General features: G+C 69.2%; 22 protein-coding genes. 11 read left to right on the top strand and 11 right to left on the bottom strand.

Annotated features, from left to right (window positions below):
• Positions 1 to 108 precede the first annotated feature (108 nt).
• Positions 109 to 1,689 carry a PucR family transcriptional regulator gene (locus ACIBVN_RS36585; protein WP_397144446.1) on the top strand — a complete coding sequence of 527 codons (1,581 nt, stop codon included), beginning with the start codon at positions 109 to 111 and terminating at the stop codon, positions 1,687 to 1,689.
• A 187-nt stretch (positions 1,690 to 1,876) separates the two neighbouring features.
• On the opposite strand, the gene ACIBVN_RS36580 is transcribed toward ACIBVN_RS36585, so the two are convergent.
• Complete coding sequence (locus ACIBVN_RS36580) at positions 1,877 to 2,242, bottom strand: DoxX family protein (protein ID WP_397144444.1); 366 nt, start codon at positions 2,240 to 2,242, stop codon at positions 1,877 to 1,879.
• A 76-nt stretch (positions 2,243 to 2,318) separates the two neighbouring features.
• On the bottom strand, positions 2,319 to 3,203 hold the full coding sequence (gene sigJ / locus ACIBVN_RS36575; RefSeq protein WP_397144442.1) for an RNA polymerase sigma factor SigJ: 885 nt from the start codon (positions 3,201 to 3,203) through the stop codon (positions 2,319 to 2,321).
• 127 nt (positions 3,204 to 3,330) lie between these two features.
• On the opposite strand from sigJ (ACIBVN_RS36575), the gene ACIBVN_RS36570 reads away from it, so the two are divergent.
• A complete protein-coding gene (locus ACIBVN_RS36570) occupies positions 3,331 to 3,750 on the top strand; it encodes a hypothetical protein (protein ID WP_397144440.1) in 420 nt (139 codons plus the stop codon).
• A 144-nt stretch (positions 3,751 to 3,894) separates the two neighbouring features.
• Here the strand turns inward: ACIBVN_RS36570 and ACIBVN_RS36565 are convergent, their stop codons facing one another.
• Positions 3,895 to 5,004, bottom strand: a complete 1,110-nt coding sequence (locus ACIBVN_RS36565; RefSeq protein ID WP_397144438.1) for an NAD(P)/FAD-dependent oxidoreductase — start codon at positions 5,002 to 5,004, stop codon at positions 3,895 to 3,897.
• Positions 5,005 to 5,466: 462 nt separating this feature from the next.
• Here ACIBVN_RS36565 and ACIBVN_RS36560 point away from each other — a divergent pair, with 462 nt between their 5' ends.
• A complete protein-coding gene (locus ACIBVN_RS36560; protein WP_397144436.1) occupies positions 5,467 to 6,186 on the top strand; it encodes a hypothetical protein in 720 nt (239 codons plus the stop codon).
• A 76-nt stretch (positions 6,187 to 6,262) separates the two neighbouring features.
• On the opposite strand, the gene ACIBVN_RS36555 is transcribed toward ACIBVN_RS36560, so the two are convergent.
• The gene (locus ACIBVN_RS36555) at positions 6,263 to 6,550 is read right to left on the bottom strand and encodes a hypothetical protein (RefSeq protein WP_397144434.1); all 288 of its coding nucleotides are present in this window, start codon (positions 6,548 to 6,550) and stop codon (positions 6,263 to 6,265) included.
• Between the two features lie 720 nt (positions 6,551 to 7,270).
• On the opposite strand from ACIBVN_RS36555, the gene ACIBVN_RS36550 reads away from it, so the two are divergent.
• Positions 7,271 to 9,385: a hypothetical protein gene (locus ACIBVN_RS36550; RefSeq protein ID WP_397144432.1), complete on the top strand. Its 2,115-nt coding sequence runs from the start codon at positions 7,271 to 7,273 to the stop codon at positions 9,383 to 9,385.
• A 161-nt stretch (positions 9,386 to 9,546) separates the two neighbouring features.
• Here the strand turns inward: ACIBVN_RS36550 and ACIBVN_RS36545 are convergent, their stop codons facing one another.
• Positions 9,547 to 10,518 carry a cupin domain-containing protein gene (locus ACIBVN_RS36545; protein WP_397144430.1) on the bottom strand — a complete coding sequence of 324 codons (972 nt, stop codon included), beginning with the start codon at positions 10,516 to 10,518 and terminating at the stop codon, positions 9,547 to 9,549.
• Between the two features lie 61 nt (positions 10,519 to 10,579).
• Between ACIBVN_RS36545 and ACIBVN_RS36540 the strand changes: the two genes are divergently transcribed.
• A complete protein-coding gene (locus tag ACIBVN_RS36540; protein ID WP_397144428.1) occupies positions 10,580 to 11,491 on the top strand; it encodes an SDR family NAD(P)-dependent oxidoreductase in 912 nt (303 codons plus the stop codon).
• Between the two features lie 15 nt (positions 11,492 to 11,506).
• Positions 11,507 to 11,665, top strand: a complete 159-nt coding sequence (locus ACIBVN_RS36535) for a hypothetical protein (RefSeq protein ID WP_397144426.1) — start codon at positions 11,507 to 11,509, stop codon at positions 11,663 to 11,665.
• Positions 11,666 to 11,719: 54 nt separating this feature from the next.
• Here ACIBVN_RS36535 and sigJ (ACIBVN_RS36530) read toward each other — a convergent pair whose 3' ends face one another.
• From sigJ (ACIBVN_RS36530) to ACIBVN_RS36520, 3 genes are all read right to left on the bottom strand, one after another.
• Positions 11,720 to 12,652 carry an RNA polymerase sigma factor SigJ gene (gene sigJ, locus ACIBVN_RS36530; protein ID WP_397144424.1) on the bottom strand — a complete coding sequence of 311 codons (933 nt, stop codon included), beginning with the start codon at positions 12,650 to 12,652 and terminating at the stop codon, positions 11,720 to 11,722.
• Positions 12,653 to 12,891: 239 nt separating this feature from the next.
• A complete protein-coding gene (locus ACIBVN_RS36525) occupies positions 12,892 to 13,734 on the bottom strand; it encodes an NAD(P)H-binding protein (RefSeq protein ID WP_397144422.1) in 843 nt (280 codons plus the stop codon).
• Between the two features lie 58 nt (positions 13,735 to 13,792).
• Positions 13,793 to 14,536, bottom strand: a complete 744-nt coding sequence (locus ACIBVN_RS36520) for an SDR family oxidoreductase (protein WP_397144420.1) — start codon at positions 14,534 to 14,536, stop codon at positions 13,793 to 13,795.
• A gap of 770 nt (positions 14,537 to 15,306) precedes the next feature.
• Between ACIBVN_RS36520 and ACIBVN_RS36515 the strand changes: the two genes are divergently transcribed.
• A complete protein-coding gene (locus ACIBVN_RS36515) occupies positions 15,307 to 16,251 on the top strand; it encodes an endonuclease/exonuclease/phosphatase family protein (RefSeq protein WP_397144418.1) in 945 nt (314 codons plus the stop codon).
• Between the two features lie 114 nt (positions 16,252 to 16,365).
• Positions 16,366 to 16,650: a hypothetical protein gene (locus tag ACIBVN_RS36510; RefSeq protein WP_397144416.1), complete on the top strand. Its 285-nt coding sequence runs from the start codon at positions 16,366 to 16,368 to the stop codon at positions 16,648 to 16,650.
• A gap of 43 nt (positions 16,651 to 16,693) precedes the next feature.
• Here the strand turns inward: ACIBVN_RS36510 and ACIBVN_RS36505 are convergent, their stop codons facing one another.
• Complete coding sequence (locus ACIBVN_RS36505; RefSeq protein WP_397144414.1) at positions 16,694 to 17,254, bottom strand: YitT family protein; 561 nt, start codon at positions 17,252 to 17,254, stop codon at positions 16,694 to 16,696.
• Between the two features lie 179 nt (positions 17,255 to 17,433).
• The gene (locus tag ACIBVN_RS36500; protein ID WP_397144552.1) at positions 17,434 to 18,234 is read right to left on the bottom strand and encodes a glutamate racemase; all 801 of its coding nucleotides are present in this window, start codon (positions 18,232 to 18,234) and stop codon (positions 17,434 to 17,436) included.
• Positions 18,235 to 18,422: 188 nt separating this feature from the next.
• Here ACIBVN_RS36500 and ACIBVN_RS36495 point away from each other — a divergent pair, with 188 nt between their 5' ends.
• From ACIBVN_RS36495 to ACIBVN_RS36485, 3 genes are all read left to right on the top strand, one after another.
• Entirely contained in the window at positions 18,423 to 19,910 is a 1,488-nt protein-coding gene (locus ACIBVN_RS36495; protein WP_397144412.1) for a PLP-dependent aminotransferase family protein, read from the top strand.
• 218 nt (positions 19,911 to 20,128) lie between these two features.
• Positions 20,129 to 20,632 (top strand): hypothetical protein, encoded by a 504-nt coding sequence (locus ACIBVN_RS36490; protein ID WP_397144410.1) that lies wholly within the window; start codon positions 20,129 to 20,131, stop codon positions 20,630 to 20,632.
• Positions 20,633 to 20,700: 68 nt separating this feature from the next.
• Complete coding sequence (locus tag ACIBVN_RS36485) at positions 20,701 to 21,300, top strand: GNAT family N-acetyltransferase (RefSeq protein WP_397144408.1); 600 nt, start codon at positions 20,701 to 20,703, stop codon at positions 21,298 to 21,300.
• Between the two features lie 26 nt (positions 21,301 to 21,326).
• Here ACIBVN_RS36485 and ACIBVN_RS36480 read toward each other — a convergent pair whose 3' ends face one another.
• Positions 21,327 to 21,575, bottom strand: a complete 249-nt coding sequence (locus ACIBVN_RS36480) for a hypothetical protein (RefSeq protein WP_397144406.1) — start codon at positions 21,573 to 21,575, stop codon at positions 21,327 to 21,329.
• Positions 21,576 to 21,749 lie beyond the last annotated feature (174 nt).

Below are 21,749 nucleotides of genomic sequence, written 5' to 3'. Positions count from 1 at the left end.
GGACAACAGTGCGGGAAAGCCGCATGTGACACAATGTCGGGCCCGACCCGGATCCCGCGCTCCTGGTGTCGGATCGCACACCTACCTGAGGGCGTGACCATGGCCACCATGACGCTGGGGACCCTGCTTGACGCGCTGCGTCCGGACCTCGTTCAGCTCGCGGCCGGCGATGCGAACGTCGCGGTGGGCGGCGTCGAACTCCTCGACGGCAGCGCGCTCGAACCGGTCGCGCCGCAGTGCCTGCTCCTCGCGCTCGGGCTGGATCTCTCCTCGGCGAAGGCCGTCGGCCAGGCGCTCCGGCTCGCGGCCGAGACGACCGGAGCGCTGGCGGTCAAGTGCGCGAACGGCCTGCCCGCCGAGGTCATGGAGCAGGCGCGCGCGGCGGGAGCCACGGTCGTGGCGGTCAATCCGGACATCCCGTGGAGCCGCCTCTACGGTCTGGTCTCCACGCTGCTGGCCACCCAGCCGACCACCGGCGAGCCCGCCTCCGGTCTCGGCGGTGGCGACCTGTTCTCGTTGGCCAACTCGGTCGCCGCGATCTGCGGCGGCGCCGTGGCGATCATGGACACCAACCAGACGATCGTCGCCTACTCCAACCTGCCTGACCAGCCGATCGACGAGACCCGGCGGGTGGGCATCCTCTCGCGGCAGGTCCCCAGTCACGCGCTGCCCCACCACCTGACCGACGAGCTCTGGCGCAGCGACTCGGTGCAGCTCATCCGCCGCGACGGCTACCACCCGCGGCTCGCCGTCGTGATCCGTGCCGGTGACACGGCCCTCGGCTCGCTGTGGGCGGTCTTCCCGGACGACGACGCGATCACCGACTGCGAAGCCGTGCTCGCCGCCGCGGCCAAGCTCGCCGCGCTGCACCTGCTCACCATCCGCCGGCACCTGGACGCCGACCAGGAGAGCCGCAACGCCGCCCTTCAGACGGCTCTCCAGCATCCGGGTCACGCCGACCGCGCACTGCCTCTGCCGGGAAGCCTGCTCTGCCTCGCCGAGACCGTGGACCCCGACCACCGGCCCGATCACCGTGCGAGCCTGCTGCGCGCCGTCGGCCTGCTCGAACTCGACGCCCGCTCCCTCGGCCACGAGCCGACCATCAGCATGGTGAAGGACCGGATGTACGTGCTGCTCGAGGCCGCGCCACGCGGCTCAGTCACCGTCTCCACCCTGGCCGCTCACTTTTATCAGCGGGCGACCCGGCTGCTGCACACGAACCTGCTGATCGTCCGCAGCGAGCCCGTCGAGGACCCCGACGGGCTGCGCCAGGCGCGCGACGACCTCGACCGCGCCATCAGCCACCTGCGAGACGCGGGCGCCCGGCCGGGCAGCTACGCGGCGCGGGACCTGCACGCCGAGATCGTCCAGCAACGGCTGTTCCACGCCGTACGGAGCGATCCGATGCTGCGGACGGGCTTCGGCCGCATCATCATCGCGCACGATTTCACGCACGGCACCGCCTACCGGGCGACACTCCTGTCCTATCTCCGGAATTTCGGAGACGTCCGAGCCGCCGGCGCGGAGTTGACGCTGCACGAGAACACCGTCCGCAAGCGGATCAGGCGCGCGCAGGAGCTGTTCGGCATCGCTCTGGAGAACCCGACGCACCGCTTGCTGCTCGAGCTGGAGCTCGGGGCGGTGGTGCCAGGCGCCACCTGCCGGGATCCTGAGGTGGGTGTGCAGTAAGCGAGCCTGACGTCCCACGCCGGGTGCATCTCCTCAGCCATCCGCACATCCTTCGCAAGATCGGCTCAAGCACAGGATTGCGCAGCCAGGGCGGGCACGGCGGGCGATTCGCCGTGCTCTTGGGGGTCTGCACCCCTCCTGGGCGATCTACGCCGACGCCGTCGAGGCATACCGCCGCTCGGCAGGCTCAGCGGCTCGTCAGGTTGACGGCCAGGGCGGCCACCGCCGCGCAGAAGAAGAGGGTCCAGGGGGCGAAGTGGTGGTCCCTGGCCCGCAGGTGTGCTGCGAACGCGCCGAGGAAGTACAGCACGAGGCCGCCGGCGGCGAGCGTGCCCAGGAGCGGTACGGCGATCCCGGCCAGCAACCCCAGCGCCCCGGCGGCCAGCAACACCCCCAGCGGGCGCATCCAGGACCGGGGCACGCCCAACTTGTCCGCCTGCCTCTTGGGGTAGTCGTGGCCGACGAGGTTGGCGATGGCTGCCATGCCGTTGAGCGCCGCAGCGAGGAGCGTGATCGTGAGATAGACGGCGAACATCGAGGTTTCCCTTTCCATGAGAACGATCGGCTGGTTGATCGCCTCACGGACGAGACGGCTGCCCAAGGAGTGACGGGTCACCGTGTGATCTGTGTTACAGCACGACGCCGGTCAGCTTCTCCGGATTGCTGACCACATGGATCACCTCGATCGTCCCCTTCACCAGGTGGAAGGTGGCCGCCAGCACCGGTGTGCGCCCCGAGTGGATGATGATTCCCGGGCCGTCGTTGACCTGGAATACCTGCGCCCGCGAGCCGTGCGGCCGGTGTGCCGACAGGATGACGATGGCGCGGGCCACACGCTCGCGGCCGTGGATGGCCGTGCGAGGGGCGCCGGTGAGTCCGCCACCGTCGCTCACCATGGTCACATCCGGCGCCAAAACCTCCATCAGGGCCTTCAGGTCGCCGCCGAGACAAGCCGCCAGAAACCGCTCGGTGGCCTGCTGCCTGGTCGCTTGATCGGTGTCATAGCGGCGGTGCCGCGTCTCCACCGCCTTCCTGGCGCGGAGCGCTATCTGGCGCACCGTCGCATGTTTGCGCCCGACGAAGTGCGCTATCTCGTGGTGGCCGTACCCGAAGACCTCGCTGAGCACGAACACCGCGCGTTCCACCGGGGAGAGCGTCTCGAGCACCAGCAGCATCGCGGTCGACACCGACTCCTTGAGCAGCACGTTCTGCGCGGCATCCGGATCAGTCAGAATCGGCTCGGGCAGCCACGATCCCACATAGGACTCCCGCCGCACACGCGCGCTGCGCAGCCGGTCGATCGCCAGCCGGGTGGCCACCCGGACCAGATAACCTTCGGCGTCCGCAACGGTCGCCACATCGACGCGGCTCCAGCGCAACCACGTGTCCTGCACCACGTCTTCGGCTTCGGTGACGCTGCCGAGCACCCGGTAGGCCACAGCGTGCAGCAGACTGCGGTGCTCGGCGAACGCCCGCTCGGTTGCCGGCTGGTGCACCTCGGGGCGGTCGTGCATCGCAGTCCTTCCTGTGCCGCGCCCTCATCTGGGCGGCTTGGAGCCGGCCATCGGCGAGTTCTCACCAGCGGTCATGTGCTGCTTCTGCCCGCCAGCTGAGGTGCAAGCCGGGACCGTAAGCGTGTGGGTGTGGCGCGACGACGACCACGCCGAGGTCGTCTTCGCCCAACTGCTGGCCGAACAGCTCGAACACCTGCTGATGGTGCTGGTCGCCGGCTGCCTCAAAGGCCGCGCCGAGATGCCGTTGCTCATCCAGCCCGCAACGCCTGCGACCAACCACCTGACCGACCTCCTGCGGGCCGGGTCGGACAACCTGGCCGACGCCCATACCGGTTTCCTACCGAGGTGCTGGTCCCACCAGTACGACGACGCAGCTGCGCGGAATGTGAGGGGAGCGTCAACGTCCGTTCCGAGGTGTCGTTTCGTCGATCTGGACAGGGCAGATGCGGCCAACGAAGGTCGGCGACACATGACCACGCCGTCCGGGCTAGAACGCGGCCGGCTCGACCCGAGCCTGAGCACGATCACGGCGAGCGGCGCCACCTGATCGATCTCGCCTCCGGCTCCTCGGCTCTCTGCAGGTGAGGACGCCGTCCAGAGCCCCACGCCGCTGGTACGGCATGCCCTGCAGCAGCAACACACCACCGACTCCCCCGGCGCCTGGCGGCTTTGGTGGCGCTTGCCTGGGCTGTCACGGGGGGAACCGCTCCGGGCGGAAGTCCGCGAGCATCTCGTCTCTCTCCCCGCTGAGGATCTCCGAAGCAAGCAGCCGGCCGATTACCGGCCCGAGCGTGATGCCGCTGTGGGAGACGGCCTCGTAGTAGCCGGGCACAGACGGCACCGCTCCCACGGAGGGGAATCCGTCGGCTGGGATGGGCCGCTCGGCTACCCGGGTCTGTACGATGCGGGAGTTGCCGAACTCGGGAACGACGTGCCGCGCCGATTCGTGGAGCAGTCGCGCGAGTTCCGCTGGATCTTCGCCTGTGTCTATGAGTGCGTCGATCTCCCGGCTGTGGAGGACCACCGAAGCGTCTCCGTCAGGACGGATCTCGATGTGAGGCGCGTGCATGGCCCGGTGAACCGGGACCTGAGCACAGCTGATCCGGGTGACGACGCCGGGTTCCCGGCGCATCGGCAAGTGCCGTGCGATGAGCTCGGCGACATGGGAGGCGCTGGGGCCTGCTGCGTTCACGACGATGTCGACGTCGAGACAGCTCCCATCGGAAAGAGCAACTGTCCGGATGCTCCCGTCGGCACCGGTGCCGATGCCACAGACCGCGGCGCCGAACCGGTGCTCGGCGCCGGCTGCAACGGCCTGGCCGACCAGGCGGCCGACGAGATGACGTCCGTGCACCCAGGCCTCGTCGGGGTAGAACACGACTGAAACCTCGCCGGGCATCGTGAGAGCGGGTTCGAGGCGGCGGCGCGCCTCGGCCCCCGTGCACACCTCGACCCGGTAGTCCCAGCCAGCCAGCAGTCCGGCTGTTTTCAGGAGCTGCGCCTCAGCTGCGGGATCGTCTGTCCAGCGCAGGTGGCCGCTGGGATACCACCATGAATCTGGCCCGATGGTCCCGGCAAGCTCACGGTACGCCGCCATGCCCGCGACGTTCAGATCGAAGTAGGACTTACGCGCGGTCTTGTTGCTGGCATTGACCCACGAGAAAGACCAGTTGGTGACGCCTTCGCCGGGCTGGCCTGCGTCGATGAAGATCACCTTGGCGCCGTGCCGGGACAGGTTCCAGCCCACGCTGGCTCCGAGGATGCCAACTCCGATGACAGCAACACGTCCAGGCCGCTTCACGGACCCGATCCTCACGGAAGGCCCCCTTCCCAGATCACGGGCAAACTCCCGTCTCTAGCATGCGGCATGTGACACGGTGAGCACCATGAACGGGACGGGCAAAGGCTCCGGAATCGGGTGCCGAAGCGGCGGGCGCGGTGCCGTACAGCGCCGTCATGTTCCGGCTCGTTCATCGCGGCGGTCAGGTCCAGCTGGTGCCGATGGTCAGCGGCACCGCGACGTTGGTGGTGTTCGCCGCGCCGGCGACCGGCGTGGTGCAGCACCGTCGGCGTTGACCACCGCCCGCTGGCGCATTCCGCCGATTCATGCTGTTCTCTCCCCCTCCCCTTCGCCCCCCAGGAAGTGCCGCGTGCTCCGTCGTCACCGTTTAGGTATCCTCGCCCTGCTTGCCGTGGGCGTCTACGTTGCCGCGCTGACGATCGGCGCCGCGATCGCGCTGGCCGCCGGCGACCTTGGCGTGTTGTGGCGGTTGGCGCTTTCACGGAGGCGGACGAAGGCGTCGCGGCGACGTGGCCGAACGTGCTCGTCGTGCTCCTGGCAGGCATCGCGTGGGCCTGGGCGCTGTGGCAGAGCCTGCGCGGCCCGCTGGCTGGTCCGCCGCCCGAAATGGACCGGGACACGCGGCGGCTGCGGGTCGCGCTGTACGCCGCGGCGATCTCCTGGCTGCTCTACCTCCTCCTGCCGTCCTGGCCCTGGTGGGCGGAGGCGCTCGATGCCGTGGTGATGTGTGTGGTCGTGCTGCTGTTCCAGCCGGTGCTGGGACGCAACCTGGAGCACGCCGGTCAAGCGCGCGTGGTGGGTGTGCTGGGGTACGGAGGTGCCGCCGCCATCGACGCGCTCGACGTCCTCGGCTGGTCCGTGCCCGAATTGTTCTCGCTGATCTGTGGCCTGGCGGCCCTGATCTGGACGGTGCTGGTCCTTCGGGCACAGCGGTGGGACCGCCGCTGGCAGCGGGCCACTGTCCGGTACGGCATCGCCGCCCTGGTGGCGCCGTTGGTTCTGGGACTTGTGGGCTCGGTGCTCGAAAGCGTGGGGAACCTCCACGGCGCCGCAACGGCGACTGCAGGCGCTGCGGGTGCCCTGATGGTGATCTGGCTGGTCCGCTCCGCCCACGAGCTCGCCGACCCGCATCACCAGCCGGCCTCGCCCTTGCCCCTCCCCGCGCGGCCACCGACGCCGTGACGGACGCAGTCGGTTCTACGGGAGGACGCGGCCCACGAGCCTTTCGCCATCGAGCGGCACCGCTGCCTGAGGACGGTCACTTCTTGGGCCGGATACGGATGACGGCGGCCTTCTTGGCGATGCCGACAACCTCCAGCTTCATTTTGTTGAAGACTGCCTTCTCGCCCGTGTGACAGGTCAGGTCCACGTAGGGTGCGGCGTTCGCCGCCGGTCCGGTGATGGTGGCAGAACATCCACCGTCGCTGGAGAACTTGGACTGGGTCAACGGTGCAACCATCCTGACCGTCTTGCCGTTGATCGCCGTTACTTCGACCGGGCCGAGACCGAATCGGGCCGGTAGCGGCACCGTGACCCCGCGGGTCACTCGGATCTCGCAGGTTCCGTCCGCGCACGACCGCGGATTCTTACCGTCCGCCGGCACGGGCAGCGATGGCGTGGGCGAAGCAGTAGGGGTCGTGGGAGTGCTGGTGGAGACAGTGGGAGTGGCGGAGGGCTTGGGCGACGCCGAGGTCGACGCGGCGGTGTCGTCGGGGACTGACTCGTTCGTTGAGCATGACGCGAGCACAGCGGTTACAGCGGCGGACAGCAGAACGCGAGCAAGCGGGCGGGAACGGGGAACTGACTGCGAGCCAGGCATACGGATATCAAACCCGGGCCGTACCGGGACCGGTCCCGGCATCAACGCTCGAGAATCGTCGGAACCGAACCGCCGTATCGGCCGGCAACTGTGGCGGGGGACGTCGGCGCCGCCGCAGAGAGGCCGCATGTGCGTGACCTGCCGCGTGTTCTGCCAAGGCTCAGTTTCTCCGACCCGTGCCGAACACCGGCATGATCGACGGCCAGCAGCGCGGCCTCGCGCACGCGCGGTCATCAGATGCTGCCCCCACCGATCGAAGTCGGGCAGCACCCGCGCACCGTCAGTAGCACGGCCGGTAGAAGCCGGATCGAGACACCGTCAGCACTCGGCACAGCCGCTTCACCCCGAAGGCGTCCCCGGTGGTCGGCGACGCTCATGCCGGTAGGCGGTCGCCGCACGCCGGAAATGCGGCGGCATACCAGGAAGCTCCGACTATAAGGTGCGGACGTGGACAATCTTGAAAGCCTCGTCATCGCCCGGCGGCTGCGTGTCCCAATCGGCGACGCCCCCACCGGTTCCCACCCGGGATGGGGAGAGGTGGCCGCCCGCCAGCTCGACGCCGCGCTGCTAAGCGTAGGTTTCAAGTGCTCGGCGGCCCTGCTTGAGCGCCTGGCGAAGCTGCCCGGCGAGACCGTGGTCGATCTCGGCATGCGGGTGCTGGCCGCTGTCCGCCACCTGGTCGGTGATCATGTGCAGCACAACGCCTACTTCCTCGACTTCCCCCGCAACGTGCCCGACACCGTGGAGTTCTGGGTGGGCTTGTTGCGTGAGGCGCTCCTCGACCCGGTCGCCGCCACGCGCGTCCAGCCTGCGACGCTCAACCTGCTCGCGCTGCCTGGCTACGGCCGTTACCAGCACACCTACGCCGACCTGCTGGCCGCGCACGCCGAGCTCATGCCGCTGGCCGGCGACCGGGTGACCGTGCTGGACCTGGGCGCAAGCCTGGAGTCGGAGGCGCGCGAGCTCTATCTGTCGCTGGCGGGCTCGCAGGCGCCGCTGGCCGCCGAGGACCTGGCGGCGCTGCGTACGCTGGCCGCCTTCTGCGGCGACGAGCCGGAACGCATCCCGGTGCGCGAGAACCGCGCCGTCATCAACGAAGTGCGCCTGGCCGCCGGTCGGCCGCTGCTCGTGGACGCGGTGACCGACGTGCTCCGGCTCGCCTGCGGCTGCTCCGGCGGCGACGTCACGCTGGTCACCCCCACCAGGTTCCGCTCGTTCCGACGGGGCGAACGCCGGGCCCTGCTGCAGGCCCTGGACGCGGCCGCCTCCCCGGCGAAGCTCGGCGACGTGCCCCGCCATCGGGAACAGTGGAAGCGGCTCGGCGAACGGCTGCACCCGCACGAGTACCCGCGCTTCCCGCGGGCCGCCCACGTCTTCGAGGTCGCGCGAGGCGTACGCCAGGCGCGCAGTTTCGACAGCCGCGTCGAGGAGGCCCTGTCGGCCGGCCGCGCCGGCGACGCGGTGGAGCTGCTGGAGAAGGCGCCCGGCGCGCTGCTGCGCCGTCTCGACCATCTGCTGCGTACCGGCACCGACCCCGGCATCGTGCTCGACGCCGCCGAGAAGGCCGCGGACAGCGCCTCCGGCCGGGTCCTGCTGTCGTTGCGCGAGCATCTGCAGAACCGGCTCGCCGTCGCCCCCGGGCGCGTCTTCGTCAACCGGCGCGGCCGGGCTTGGACGACGGCCGACGCCCGCTCGCGACTGGAGGAGGACGTCGTGGCGCGCGCGGTGGCCATCCTGGATGAGGAGATCACCCGGCGCCTGCCCGACCCCGGCGAGCTGATCGTCGATCCGGAGGTGCTCGACGTCGCCCTGCCGCTGTCCGGCAAGGCCGTCGCGCCCGGGCTCGGCATGCTGCCGCGCGGCTCGCTGTCGCGGGTGGACGGGGAGCTGCTGCGGTTCTTCGTCCACTGGCGCCAGGCAGAGCGGAGGACCGACTACGACCTGTCGGCCCTGATGCTGGACGCCTCGTACGGCAATGCCGAGCACGTCTCGTGGACGAACTACGGCAACGACTTCGCCGAATACTCCGGCGACCTCACCGACGCCGCCGAGGGCGCGAGCGAGTTCATCAACATCCGCCTCGCCCAGGCGACCCGACCGATCATCATCCCGCAGGTCAACATCTACGCCGGCGAGGCGTTCGACGAGGCGGCGGAGGCGTTCTTCGGGTACATGATCAGGGAGGCCGAGCAGGAGGGCATGCCCTTCGAGCCTCGCACGGTGCGGATGAAGTCCGACCTGCGCGGCGCGGGCCGCGTCGCCCTGCCGCTCGTCTTCCTGCGCGGCGACGACGGCGCCTGGCAGGTGAAGTGGCTGCACCTCTACCTGAAGGGGCACCCCGGCTTCAACCAGGTGGAAGGCAATCGCGTCACGGCCTCCCTCCTGGTGCGCTCGATCGTCGAACGCGACTACCTGCGGGTCCGGTACCTGGCCGACCTGCTGCGGGGCAAGGGCTCGGCGGGTGAGCACACCACCTACATCGGCTTGCAGGCGCCGGCCGACCTGCCGGAGGGCGCGCGGGTGTACACGCCGGCGACGCTGCACGAGCTGATCCCCGCCTGATAGAGTGAAGATCGCGAGGCTATGGGAGGGCTTCCTTCTCCACTTCTCTGCAAAAGAAACTGCTAGTCCTCCCGCTTTCCTCGCGCTCTGGTCGTGAGGCCATTCGGCAGCTTCCTTCTCCTGGTTCGATTCCAGGCGGGCCCCATGGGCCTGCTAGGCATCTAGCCGCCGAGCCTTCCTCGCGGCCAGGTCGCCGGGCTTCCCCCACCGCCCGGGCTGGTCCGGCGCCGGTACTCGCGCGGTGACGCGCCGGTGACCCGCTTGAACGCGTTGCTCAGCGCGCTCTCCGAGCCGTAACCGACCTCACGGGCGATCATCGCCACCGTCTGATCGCCGCGGCCCAGGCGCTCGGCGGCCAGTTCGATCCGCCAGCCGGTCAGGTAGTCGAGCGGGCTCTGTCCGACGGCCTTCTTGAAGCGGGCGGCGAGCGTCGACCGGGACACGGCCGCGACCTCGGCCAGCTGGGCCACCGTCCAGGCGTGGGCCGGTCGGGCGTGCATGGCCCGCAGCGCCGGGGCCACGACCGGGTCGGTGAGCCCGGCCATCCAGCCGGATGCCGCACCAGGCCCGGCCAGGTGCACGCGCAGCAGGTGGATCAGCATGACCAGGGCGAGATGCTCGGTGACCAGTGTCGCGGCGAGCGGTCGGTCGCGCAGCTCGGCGTCGATCTGCTCGAGCGCCCAGCGTACGGTCGCGGCCTCGGCACTGCGGCCGGGCACGTGGATCACCGGCGGCAGCGCGTCGAGCAACAGTTCCTGGGCCCGCTCGCCGAAGTCGAACCGGCCGCCGATGGAGATCAGGTCCTCGCCGGTCCCCACCCGGGCCACGCCGTCAGTGGCCGCCGCGAAGATCGGCCCGGCCGGGCCAGGACGCACCCCCCGACCGCTGGCCAGGGTGAAGGCGCGCGGCTGGGTGAGCAGGAAGCAGTCTCCCTCGGCCAGTTCGATCGGGTCCGGCACGCCGTCGACGGTGAGCAGGCAGCGGCCACGGCGCACCGCGACGAACTTGACCGCCGGCGGCGGCCCGAACGACAGCGCCCACTCGCCGCCGGCCACCAGCCTGACGGACAGGCGGCTGGTCGTGCCGACGAGGGCGAGGACGTCTTCGAGGGGATCGGCTTGCTGGACGCTCACTCAACTATGTTGGATCCTGAACCATTCCAAGTCCAACCCCCTGGTTCTTACCGTTGCGGTCATGACACGCATGAGCACCCCGTTCAACGCGAAGACCACGGCCGCCGAGATCCTCGCCGGTGTTGACCTCGCCGGGCGGCGGATCATCGTCACCGGCGGAGCCTCCGGGATCGGCTTGGAGGCCGTCCGGGCGCTGCGGGGCGCGGGGGCCGAGGTCACCGTCGCGACCCGCAACCCCACAGGCGACCAGCGAGCCTTGGACCTGAGCGATCTCGGCTCGGTGCGCGCGTTCGTGGCCGGCTGGATCGGGCCGGTGCACGCGATCGTGGCGAACGCCGGGATCATGGCGCTGCCCACCCGCCAGGTCGCCGCCAACGGCTGGGAGCTGCAGCTGGCGACGAACTTTCTCGGACACTTCGCACTGATCACCGGCCTGCGGGAGAACCTGCGGCAGGCCGGTGACGCGCGGGTGGTCATGGTGAGCTCCGGCGCTCAACTGCTCGCGCCGTTCGACTTCGACGACCCGCACTTCGAGCGCCGCCCGTACGACCCGTGGATCGCGTACGCGCAGTCGAAGACCGCCGACGCGTTGCTCGCGGTCGGCGCCGCCCGGCGCTGGACGGCCGATGGCATCACCGCGAACGCGCTCGAGCCCGGCTACATCCACACCCACCTGCAGCGGCACCTCGACGACGACACCATGCGAGCAGCGGGCGCGATGGACGACGAGGGGAACCTGCTGACCCCGGACTACTTCAAGACCCCGGAGCAGGGCGCCGCCAACTCGGTGCTGCTCGCCGCGTCCCCGCTGCTGGACGGCGTGACCGGCCGGTTCTTCTCCTCGGACAACCAGGAGGCCGAGCAGGTGGCGGGCGGGCCGGACGCGACCACGGGAGTCGCAGCCTGGTCAGTGGACCCGGCCGCCGCGGACCGTCTCTGGGACTATGCCCTCACAGCCACAGCGGACCGCTGACGGGGGCCGTGGCCGATGCTCGTCCAGGGCGCCTGGCACCAGCCGGGCAGTTGGGCGAAGCTCGAGGCCGAGTTGCACGCGCTCGGCGTCGCAGGCGGCCTGTTCCCACTCATCGACGAACCGCGTACCTCGCTCTACGGCGATCTGCCGATGCAGAGGCCGAGCAGGCGGTGAGCAAGCTGGTCAACCAGAACCCGGCCATCGCCGGGGTGGTGCGGTATGGGTGGATCATCTCTCCGGCAGTCGCGCTACATCAGATACCGGTCCGAGGTGGCCGAGCTTGTCGGGATTGACCACCGAGTGGATGGCCTGGATCACGCCGTCGGCGATGTCGAGTTCGACCACGCTGGCCACGCGCCCTTCGGCGTCGTACATCACAGCGCCCGGCCGGCCGTTGACCCAGGCCGGCCGGAGGGAGACGCCGAGCATCCGGACCCGGCGGAGCCCCGCGACGAGCAGCTGTGCGACGCGCCTCGGCTCGGTCGCCGGCTTCCCGAGCGACTGCGCCTTGCCGCCGCCGTCACCGTGGAAGACCACGTCGGGCGCGAGCATGCCGAGCAGCGCCTCCATGTCGCCGCCCGCGGCGGCCTCGAAGAACCGGCGGGCGAGCTCCTCGCCCGCAGCCCGCCGCGCCGGTGGCGGCGCGCTGTCGCGCACCTGCCCCCCGGCGGCGATGCGCTGCCTGGCGCGCGCGAAGATCTGGCGGCAGTTCGCCTCGGTCTTGCCGATGATCCGCGCCACGTCCGGGTAGCCATACCCGAACACCTCACGCAGCATGAACACCGCCCGCTCCACCGGCGAAAGGGATTCAAGCAGCACGAGGAACGCCATCGACAGCGAGTCGGCCAGCTCGGCGTGCTCGGCCGGCCCCGGCCCATCGGCGGGGACGACGACCGGCTCGGGCAGCCAGTCCCCCACGTACGTCTCCCGCCGCACCCGCGCCGAACGCAGGTAGTCGATGCCCAGCCGCGTCACCGCCGTCGCCAGGTACGCCTTCGGATCGGCGATCGTGGTTCCCGCCTGCCGCGCCCGGGTCAGGCCGAGGAACGCGTCCTGCACGATGTCCTCGGCGTCGCCCACGGATCCGGTCATTCCGTACGCGATGGAGAACAGCAGCGGCCGGTAGCCGAACGCGCCCGTCTCATCCGCTGACCCAGGCACGGTATCCCTCCCGCCGACTCGTGTACCGCGGCTCATCTCCTTGCCCTCTCGTTCGAGGACGCCTCCGCAGGACGTGCAGCAGCGTATCCCAGACGCCCGGCTCGTCGATCACGTCGGGTGCCGCGACTGTCCACCGGCACCTTCACCTTTCTGGCCGACCTGATCCACGGTCATCTCATGAAATACGCCTCTGCCTGTCGGGAGGACCGGGCCTTGTGCGCGCGTCAGGGCAGCGATGATCAACCGCCGAAGGCGGGTGCGTTGTCGAGTGCCCAGTCGGCGAAGGTGAGTGCGGGCCGACCCAGCAGTTCTTCCACGGTGCTGGTGGTGGGGCCAGGGCGGTTGGCGTAGTCGGCCAGGGAGCCGAGCAGGCGGGCGGGAACCTCCTCGGGCAGCCCTTGCGCGAGCATGCCCTGCCGTACCTGCTCGGGCGGGAGCTCCTGGAAGGACAGCGTCCGGCCGATGGCGGCGCCGATGAGCCGCACCTTCTCGAACTGGTCCAGTGACTGCGGCCCGGTCAGCGTGTGGATCGACCCCGCGTGAGCGCTGCTCTGGAGGGCGCGTACGGCCACCGCCGCGATGTCGGTTTCGTGGATCGGAGAGGTGGCGGCCTGGCCGTACGCGCCGCGCACCACGTCACCGGCCTTGATCTGAGGCGCCCAGGCCAGTGCGTTGGCGGCGAAGTCGGCCAGGCGCAGGACCGTCCAGTCCAGGCCGGAGCTTGTGACGAGGTCCTCGGCGAGCTTGAACTGGGCGGCGAAGCGGGCTTCCCCCGCTGGATGTTCCACGGTGGTGGCCGACAGCAGCACCGCACGCCGTACGCCTTGCTTGACGGCCAGCTTCAGCAGCTCGCCGAGGCCGGGGCCGGTGGCACGCGGGCTGATCTGTATCGCTTCCACCCCTTCCAGCGCCGCCTCAAGCCACTGGGGATGAAACAAGTCACCGCTGACCGCTCTCACGCCATCGGGAGGCCGGGCCTCGCCGGTGCCGCGGGTGACCGCGGTGACGGCCGTGCCCTCCTGCAGCAGCAGGTCCAGCACCTGACGTCCGACAACGCCGTTGGCTCCAGTGATCAGAATCATGACGGTTGTTCCTTTACTCGATGGTCGCGGGGCGTGGGTCGCTATGGGGGAAGACCGGTCACCAGGCGACGGGGCCCAGGCGATCGATGAAGATCCCGGTCGGCCCGTCGGCGTCGATCGTCGCGAGTTTGACGATCGAGTCGGTGCCCTCGGTGACCGTCAGCTGACCGGTGTGATTGTTCATGTCGGTGGCGGCGAACTTGCGATTTGCGACTTCTCCGGGAGTGGCGATGTTGAACTTGATCTTCGGGAGCGCCTGGGCGTACCGGACGGTGATCATGTTCAGCGCCGCCTTCGACGAGGTGTAGGCGAGCTCGTGCATTTTCGAGACGGGCTGCTCCGGATCGGTCACGACCGCGAAGGAACCGCCACCGCTGGACACCATCACCACCCGTGGATGGTCCGCCGCCTGCAGCAGGGGAAGGAACGCGTGGGTGACCCTGATCGGTCCGTACACGTTGGTGTCGTAGACGGAATGAATGTCGTCGACCGTCGCGTCTGCGGGCGCGATCATCTTTCCTGGCGCGCCGGCGTTGTTGATCAGCACATCCAGCCGGTCGGTGTGCTCCCGGACGAGCCGTACGGCGTCGGTCACCGACTCGTCCGAGGTCACGTCGAGCGGGACCATGACCACGTTCGCGCCACCGTCAGTCAGTTTGTCGGCGGCTGCCCGTCCTCGACCCTCATCACGCGAGCCGAGAAAGATCGTCCAGCCCAGCTCGCCGAGCCGCCGGGCCGCCTCAAAACCGAGTCCCTTGTTGCCTCCGGTGATAAGCACCGAGGTCTGTTCCGAGTTCGTCATGGCCTCTAAGACGACATGCCCCGTTCGGCTGTGACATGGTGTGAGCGACCTCACAACCGGGAGCCGCTGCCCTTCGCGTTCCTCGTGCCACTCGTCATAGGTCGCCGCCCACAGGGCGCGCCTGGCGAACCAGGTCCAGTCGTCCTCGTCGCTGCCGCGACCCAGCCCCACCGCCAGGAACAGGTCGGAGTCATCGCCGGGGCGCGCGAGAGCCGCATTGATCGGCCAGTCCTGCCATGGACCGCTGAAATTCCACGTATGCGCCGGGACCGGCACCCTGGCGCCCGCCCGCCACACCGCGGCGGATTGCCAGCCATGTCCTCCGTGAAATCGGGGTTGAGGAACCCAGGAACAGTCGTTGGCACTGAGAATGATCTTGAGCGAAGTGCGCATCGCCAGCACAGATGAGCTCCGCGTCCACTTCCGAGATGAGCCAATCTCGGAAGTCTCCAAGCAGGGCGGACCTCCGAGATTCCGCGGTCCAGGATCTCGGAGACACCCGGATCCACTTCCGGGACTACGGCGTGATCGACTGCTGGCCGCTTCTCGCCGTGTCTCGACTGGAACCGTATTTCCGGCCGCACCCCAGAGCCCAGGAACCGTCGGCCCGCCCAGCGAGCTGCTTACCATCACCTGGTCCCTGGCCGGGCGGTGCACAAGGACAGATAGTGACCCGTACGGTCGGGCGTATGAGCATCGAAGATCGGAAGGTTCGCGCTGCGGGAAAGCGCGCTCGTCGCGTTGGCCGATGGCGTCGGGGCGAGGTGGACGTGCCAGGCCGGACGTCCTGGTCCTGGACGCGTGGGCGGGTCCTCGCGGCGGTTGCGGCGCTGGTGGCCGGGCTGCTGGCGTTCCCGGGCGTCGTACCGAAAACCGTGGGCAATCTCGGTAGCCTGCTGGAGACCTTTCTGCCGTGGGGTGGCCTGGCCGTTCCCGTGCTGATGGTCCTGGCGCTGCTGCGACGCTCGGCCACTGCGATGGTGTCCCTGGTGCTGCCCGCAGCGGTCTGGGCCGCACTCTTCGGTGAGCGGCTGTTACCCGCTGATCGGGGAACGGCTCACGACCTGACCGTGCTCCAGCACAACGTCAACGACGAGAACCCCGATCCCGAGGGAACCGCGCGAGCCCTGGCCCAGGCCGGAGCCGACCTCATCGCTTTGGAGGAGTTGATGCCTGACGCCCTGCCCGTCTACGAGGCCGCCCTCGCGCCCGGCCATCCCCACCACGCGGTCGTGGGCACTGTCGGACTCTGGTCCAGGTATCCCCTTGCGGACTCTCGGCCGGTGGACATCAGGCCCGTGGAGGTCACAGGAGACTGGAGCCGAGGGGTGCGGTCCACCGCGCGGACACCATCCGGCGACGTGGCCGTGTACGTCGCTCACCTGCCCTCGGTCCGTATCCGACTGCCGGACGGTTTCGGCACCGGCTGGCGGGACGAGAGCGCTGCCGCACTGGGCGCGGCCATCGCCGCGGAAGAGCTGGACAGGATCGTGCTGCTGGGCGACTTCAACAGCACCCTCGATGATCGAGGCCTGGCTCCGGTCACCTCCCGGATGACCCCGGCGGAGGAGGGTTTCGGTTTCAGCTGGCCTGCTGCCTTCCCCATAGCCCGGATCGACCACGTCATGACCCGTGCGGCGACTCCCGTCACCACCTGGACCCTGCCCGCCACCGGCAGCGACCACCTGGCGGTCGCAGCCCGCATCAAGCTCTGACATTCACCGGCGATCGGGGACCACGGTCGTCTCACGCCTTCCCGGGGCAGCCGGAGTACGCCAGATCGCTGACATCCTCAAGCTCCAGCGCTGCCGTGAGGCACAGGTCTGGGTGTGGCCGGGCTCGCCGCCTTCACGCTGGACGGCTTGACGAAGTCGGTCATCGAACTGTGCGAACACTACGGACTTCCGCCATGGCAGCTCAAGCCCCGGCACGTCGACCGGTACTTCGACCGGTACTTCGCCGGGCCAGGCAAGCGTACGCTCGCCCGTCAGGGGTACGACGTCGTGATGATCGCCGACATCCTGGGGCATTCGCTGGAGACAGCGCGCCGCTACACCCTCTCTGCCGAGGCTGACCGCCAGGCCGCCATCGACTCCCTCACAGTGGGCGAGTAGCACGCCGTTTCGCCTGCCTTCCCGGCGGCCTGAGGCCCCCTGGCTAACCCGGCGGCTGCCGGCGACGAGTAAGGGACGTCCGGGCCTCGTCGCGACTGCGGTAGGCAAACCTGAGCATGAAGAACTGGGCGGTCGGACCGACCGTGAGTGCGTAGAGCACAGTGCCGACGCCCACGCTTCCTCCCAGCAGCCAGCCCGCGGCGAGCACGACGATCTCGATCAGGGTGCGGATGAGGCGGATGGAGCGCCCGGTCGCAGCGGACGCCCCGGTCATCAGCCCATCCCGGGGCCCAGGTCCAAAGCGCGCCCCGACATAGACGGCGACAGAAAACCCATTGAGGAGGACACCCCCGACCAGCAGGCCGACCTGGGCCGGCAAGCCGAGGTGCTGCGGGATGAGTAAGAGGCCGAGATCCGATGCGTACGCCAGGACGACGATGTTGGCCACGGTGCCGAACGTCGGCCTTTGCTTGAGGGGAATCCACAGCAAGAGCACGAGAACCCCGAGGGCGGCGCTGATCGTGCCGAAACTCAGGGACGTGTGGTGGGCGAGCCCTTCGTACAAGACGCTCCAGGGGTTGACGCCCAGCGAGGCCCGGACCATCGCGGAAAGACTGAATCCGTACAGGGCGAGGCCGATGAAGAGTTGGGGAAGGCGTCTCAGCGGACTCTCACCGATAGGGACGTAGGTGAGCGACGGCGGAGACGGGCAAGTGCTCGGTGCCATGGCAGTCGCGACGGGATGTTCTGGAACGTGGGGACGGGGATGTGGAGCGTCGCTGCTCACGGACGTGCCCCCAGCGCGCAGACCTGACGGCCCTGCAGCAGTCGGCCTTCGTTGTAGGCCAGCGCCGCTGCTGGAAGCGCAGCGCTACGCCCGCTGCGGATCACGGTCATGATGCCCTCGGCAGCCGCCTCGGGGGCGGACTGCTCGCCGATCCGGCGCAGCGCCTGGGCCGCGACCGCGCCGGCCGAACCGTGCAGGATGAGAGGTGGCATACCAGGCTGCTGCACAGCCGCGCGGATGCGCTCGGCGATGAGTTCGTAATGGGTGCAGCCCAGAACGATGGCCCTGACGTCGTGCGGGGTGCGCTCTGCCGCGGCGGCGACCGCGAGGGCGGCGGCCGCCGCGTCCGCGTACTCGACGGCGTCGGAGAGTCCAGGGCATGGCACCTCGGTGACGCTCACACCATCAGCGAACTCGTCAATGAGACCGCGCAGCTGAGGGCTGCCGGAGGCGGCGGGCGTGGCCCAGACGGCGACCGGTCCGCCGCCTGCGGCAGCCGGTTTGATCGCCGGGACCGTGCCGATGACCGGCACGTCGGGTTCGAAGCGGGCGCGCAGGGTGGGCAGGGCGTGCAGGGTGGCGGTGTTGCACGCGACGATCAGTGCATCTGGGCGGTGCGCGGCAGCTGCTTCGGCGACGGCGAGCGCGCGGGCGGCGATGTCTTGCGGCGTGCGCGGTCCCCAGGGCATGCCGTCGGGGTCCGAGGAGAGGACGAGATCGGCGTCGGGGCGCAGACGGCGTACCGCGGCGGCCGCCGCAAGCAGTCCGATTCCGGCGTCGATGAGCGCGATCTTCAGCCGGTCGCCATGGATGGGTGCTCGTGCCGCTACGGCGCGTTCCCCATGGGTGTGCCGCAGTTCGCACTCCCCGCGATCCATCTCCTGCTCCATACAGTCGCCTCCGGCGTGCTCGTGTCTCAATGCCACTGGCGGCGATTCTGTACATTGATTGGCTGCAAGAGCATAGCCAATCTCTGGAGAGTGGCATGGCCGACTCAATACCGTTCCGGACCACGGACAGGGTGGACCGCCCCAAACGGACGCTGGGAAGCCGGCAGCTCGCCGCTATGCTGCCCGACCCGGCGGGAGCCAGACCCGTCTACCGCCACCTGGCCCAGGCGATCAGCGCGCTGATCCTCGACGGACGGATCGCGTTGCACGCCAGGCTTCCCGCCGAGAGGGAACTGGCCGCCGCCCTGAACACCAGCAGGCCCACCATCACCGCCGCCTACGATTTGCTGCGCCAGAGCGGCTACGCCCGTAGCCGCCAGGGCTCCGGCACCTGGACCGCGCTGCCCGAGGGCCGTACCCCCACCGGCGTCGCCCGGGTCCTCGCCCCGCGGGACACCGCCATCGACCTGGCCAGGGCCGCCGCCGCGCTTCCGGAGCAGGTACTCGTCGACGCCCTCGGCCACGTCGCCCCTCGACTGGCCGAGCACACGCACGGGCCCGGTTACTACCCCTTCGGCCTGCCGGACCTGCGTGCCGTCATCGCCGAGCGTTTCACCCAGCGGGGCCTGGCCACCGTGCCCGAACAGATCCTGGTGACCTCCGGCGCCCAGCACGCCCTCACGCTGGTCCTCGGGCTCCTGTCCACACCTGGCGACCGGATCATGGTCGAGAACCCGTCCTACCCGAATGCTCTGGACGCTATGCGTCGAGCCCGACTCCGCACCGTGTCAGTCCCAGTGTCCGACACCGGTTGGGACATCGAGATCATCGAGTCCACCCTGCGCGAAGTGGTACCCCAACTCGCCTACCTGATCCCCGACTTCCACAACCCGACCGGTCTCCTCATGCCCGAGCAAGAACGCGCCCGCAGCCTGCGCGCCGCTCAGCGCACCGGCACCTGGCTCGTCATCGACGAGACCCTGGCCGACCTCGCCCTCGACGTCCCCGCCCCGCCGCCCTTCGCCTCCCACGCCACGCCCAGCGGGGCCGGACAGGTCATCACCATCGGCTCGATGAGCAAGACCTACTGGGGCGGCCTGCGCATCGGCTGGCTGCGCGCCCCCTCCCGTCTGGTGACCGAACTCGCCGCCCAGCGGATCGCCACCGACTTGGGCGGCTCGGTCCTGGACCAACTCCTGGCCCTCGACCTCCTGGCTCGGGCGGTAGAACTGTTGCCGCCCCGTCTGGAACGCATGCGCGAGCAGCGTACGGCCCTGGCCGCCGCCCTCGCCGAGGACATCCCGCAGTGGACCTGGCAGTCACCGCCCGGCGGTCTGTCACTGTGGGTCGACCTGGGCGAGCCCATCGCCTCGGCGCTGGCTGAGCGCTCACTGGACTACGGCGTGCGGATCGAGGGCGGCGCCTATTTCGCCACCGACCCCGGCATCTTCGAACAACGCCTCCGCATTCCCTACACAACGCCCCCCGATACCCTGCGCGAGGCTGTGCACCGCATGGCCACCGCACTCGCCGACGGCCTCCCACTCCCGTCCACCAACCGACAACCACATTGGGTCGCCTGAGAACACTGCGCCGCCGGTTCCTGCCGCCATCAGCCTCCTGCGCCTGGTGAGTTTCTGTACGAACGAGCCCGCATCCGCTGGCCGCGCGACGTGTTGGGGCACGTGATCGCGAATATGAGGTAACGATCCCCGGTTCAGTGTTGACCTCGACAGTGACGTTGGATGAGGCCTTCGTCGATTGCTAGACGGTGCTGCGTTGTCACGGCATCAAGTCGGCGTTGCCTGAGTGGCCCGGGGTCGGCAGTGGCTGGCTCGGCAGGCTGCGCGAGAAGACCACCGAGGTCATCCGCTTCCGGCTGCGCTCCGATCCCGGCGTCGAAGAACAGGTACGAGACCTGGCCACGCGGGAGAATGCCTGCTGCGCGTTCGTCGCCTTCGACATCGCCAGTGCCGTCCGCTTCGGTGACTGCCCCGATGAGGGTTTCGGTTGGGGTGAAGCCCTCGGAGTCGTAGAGGGCTCAGGTACGGTGATTGTGCGCCTTCACGTCCAACCAGACCCGATGGGTGCTGTGGTGCTGGTAGGCCCGTGTGGGGACGGCTCTGAGCAGGGTGCGCCCAGCCCGACATGTCGGCATCGTTTCCCAGCTAGCCAGGTCCTGCAGGTCATGAACGGTGGTGGGGCGGAGCGTCAGCAGGCCGACGTGGTAGCCGTGGGTGCAGATCCGGCTTGTCATCTTGATCGCGAAGCGTCGTCTGTTGGCCGTCATTCCGCTGCGGTGTGAAGCATCGGTTTTGCTTACTCCTGGCGTCAGTAAGAGCCACTTGTTCTGATGCAAGCCTCTCACGCAGGATGGGCAATGAACGTGACCGGATGATCACGGCGAAGCGTTGTGCCTGGAGGAGCCATGCCGTTGCCCGAAGACCACCGTCCACCCGAGTGCTGTCGATGCACATGTGGCCACCGCTGGGTAGCCTCACGACTGGTTGGGCTGCGATGCGAGAACTAGCACGCGACTCTGTGATCACATGCAGAGATGATGGATACGAAGTCGACATGGACTCAGATCGTCTTGATGTCGGATTGGTCCACCACTGGCTTTCGACCGATGCGTTCTGGGCTCTGGGCCGTACCCGGGAGACAGTCGAGCAGTCCATCCGCGCATCTGTGAACTTCGGCCTCTACGGGTCCGGCGGGCAGCAGGTCGGCTATGCCCGCGTCGTCACTGACCTGGCCACCTTCGCGTGGCTCTGCGATGTCTACGTCGAGCAGGCCCACCGCGGGAAAGGTCTGGGCACCTGGCTGGCCGCCGTGGTTCGCGATCACCTCGCCCCCTACAAGCTCAAGCGGGTGATCCTGTCCACGGTCGACGCCCACGAGGTGTACGCCAAGGTCGGCTTCGTGCCGTTCCCCGACCCGCAGAAGCTGATGATCTTAAAAGATGCGGGATGAGCGCCGCAGCGTGAGCGCGGCCACGCTTATCCATCGCCCCGCGGCGTGCTCGGCGTACTCGTCGGATGGGCGTGCAACCAGTCGAGGATCTGCTGGGCTTGGCGGTCGGGCGGGAAGATCGGGTAGAAGACGTGCTCGATCCGGCCGCCACGGATGACGAGTGTGAGCCGCCTGTAGAGACGAAGGCCGTGCCGGCGGCGGTCAGCTCCGCGCGATGGTCGCGGAACCCGCAGGACTCGGGCGTTCAGCACCGTGCGCCGGGAATCAGGTCCCATCCGTCCGGGGACGGTATGCCGGGGTGGCCCGTCATCGGGAAGACGTACAGCACCATGCGAGGCCGGCCGTACGCCGATCCGTGGTGGGCAGGTGGTCGGCGCCGCCATCATCGAGCGGCACCGGCAGGTTGGCAGGCAGCTGTTCCCAGTTCATCGGTCTCTCTCATTGAACGC

The sequence above is a fragment of the Nonomuraea sp. NPDC049400 genome (assembly GCF_044466425.1).
Lineage (GTDB): Bacteria > Actinomycetota > Actinomycetes > Streptosporangiales > Streptosporangiaceae > Nonomuraea.
This window is presented reverse-complemented; position numbering and strand designations above follow the sequence as displayed.

Excerpts from the sequence above, each read along its gene's own strand:
- ACIBVN_RS36540 (WP_397144428.1), top strand. The coding sequence starts at position 10,580 with ATGACACGCATGAGCACCCCGTTCAACGCGAAGACCACGGCCGCCGAG.
- ACIBVN_RS36520 (WP_397144420.1), bottom strand. The coding sequence starts at position 14,536 with ATGACGAACTCGGAACAGACCTCGGTGCTTATCACCGGAGGCAACAAG.
- sigJ (WP_397144442.1), bottom strand. The coding sequence starts at position 3,203 with ATGCACGACCGCCCCGAGGTGCACCAGCCGGCAACCGAGCGGGCGTTC.
- ACIBVN_RS36525 (WP_397144422.1), bottom strand. The coding sequence starts at position 13,734 with ATGATTCTGATCACTGGAGCCAACGGCGTTGTCGGACGTCAGGTGCTG.
- ACIBVN_RS36485 (WP_397144408.1), top strand. The coding sequence starts at position 20,701 with ATGGGCAATGAACGTGACCGGATGATCACGGCGAAGCGTTGTGCCTGG.
- ACIBVN_RS36585 (WP_397144446.1), top strand. The coding sequence starts at position 109 with ATGACGCTGGGGACCCTGCTTGACGCGCTGCGTCCGGACCTCGTTCAG.
- ACIBVN_RS36480 (WP_397144406.1), bottom strand. The coding sequence starts at position 21,575 with ATGGGACCTGATTCCCGGCGCACGGTGCTGAACGCCCGAGTCCTGCGG.
- ACIBVN_RS36535 (WP_397144426.1), top strand. The coding sequence starts at position 11,507 with ATGCTCGTCCAGGGCGCCTGGCACCAGCCGGGCAGTTGGGCGAAGCTC.
- ACIBVN_RS36580 (WP_397144444.1), bottom strand. The coding sequence starts at position 2,242 with ATGGAAAGGGAAACCTCGATGTTCGCCGTCTATCTCACGATCACGCTC.
- ACIBVN_RS36495 (WP_397144412.1), top strand. The coding sequence starts at position 18,423 with ATGGCCGACTCAATACCGTTCCGGACCACGGACAGGGTGGACCGCCCC.
- ACIBVN_RS36505 (WP_397144414.1), bottom strand. The coding sequence starts at position 17,254 with ATGGTCCGGGCCTCGCTGGGCGTCAACCCCTGGAGCGTCTTGTACGAA.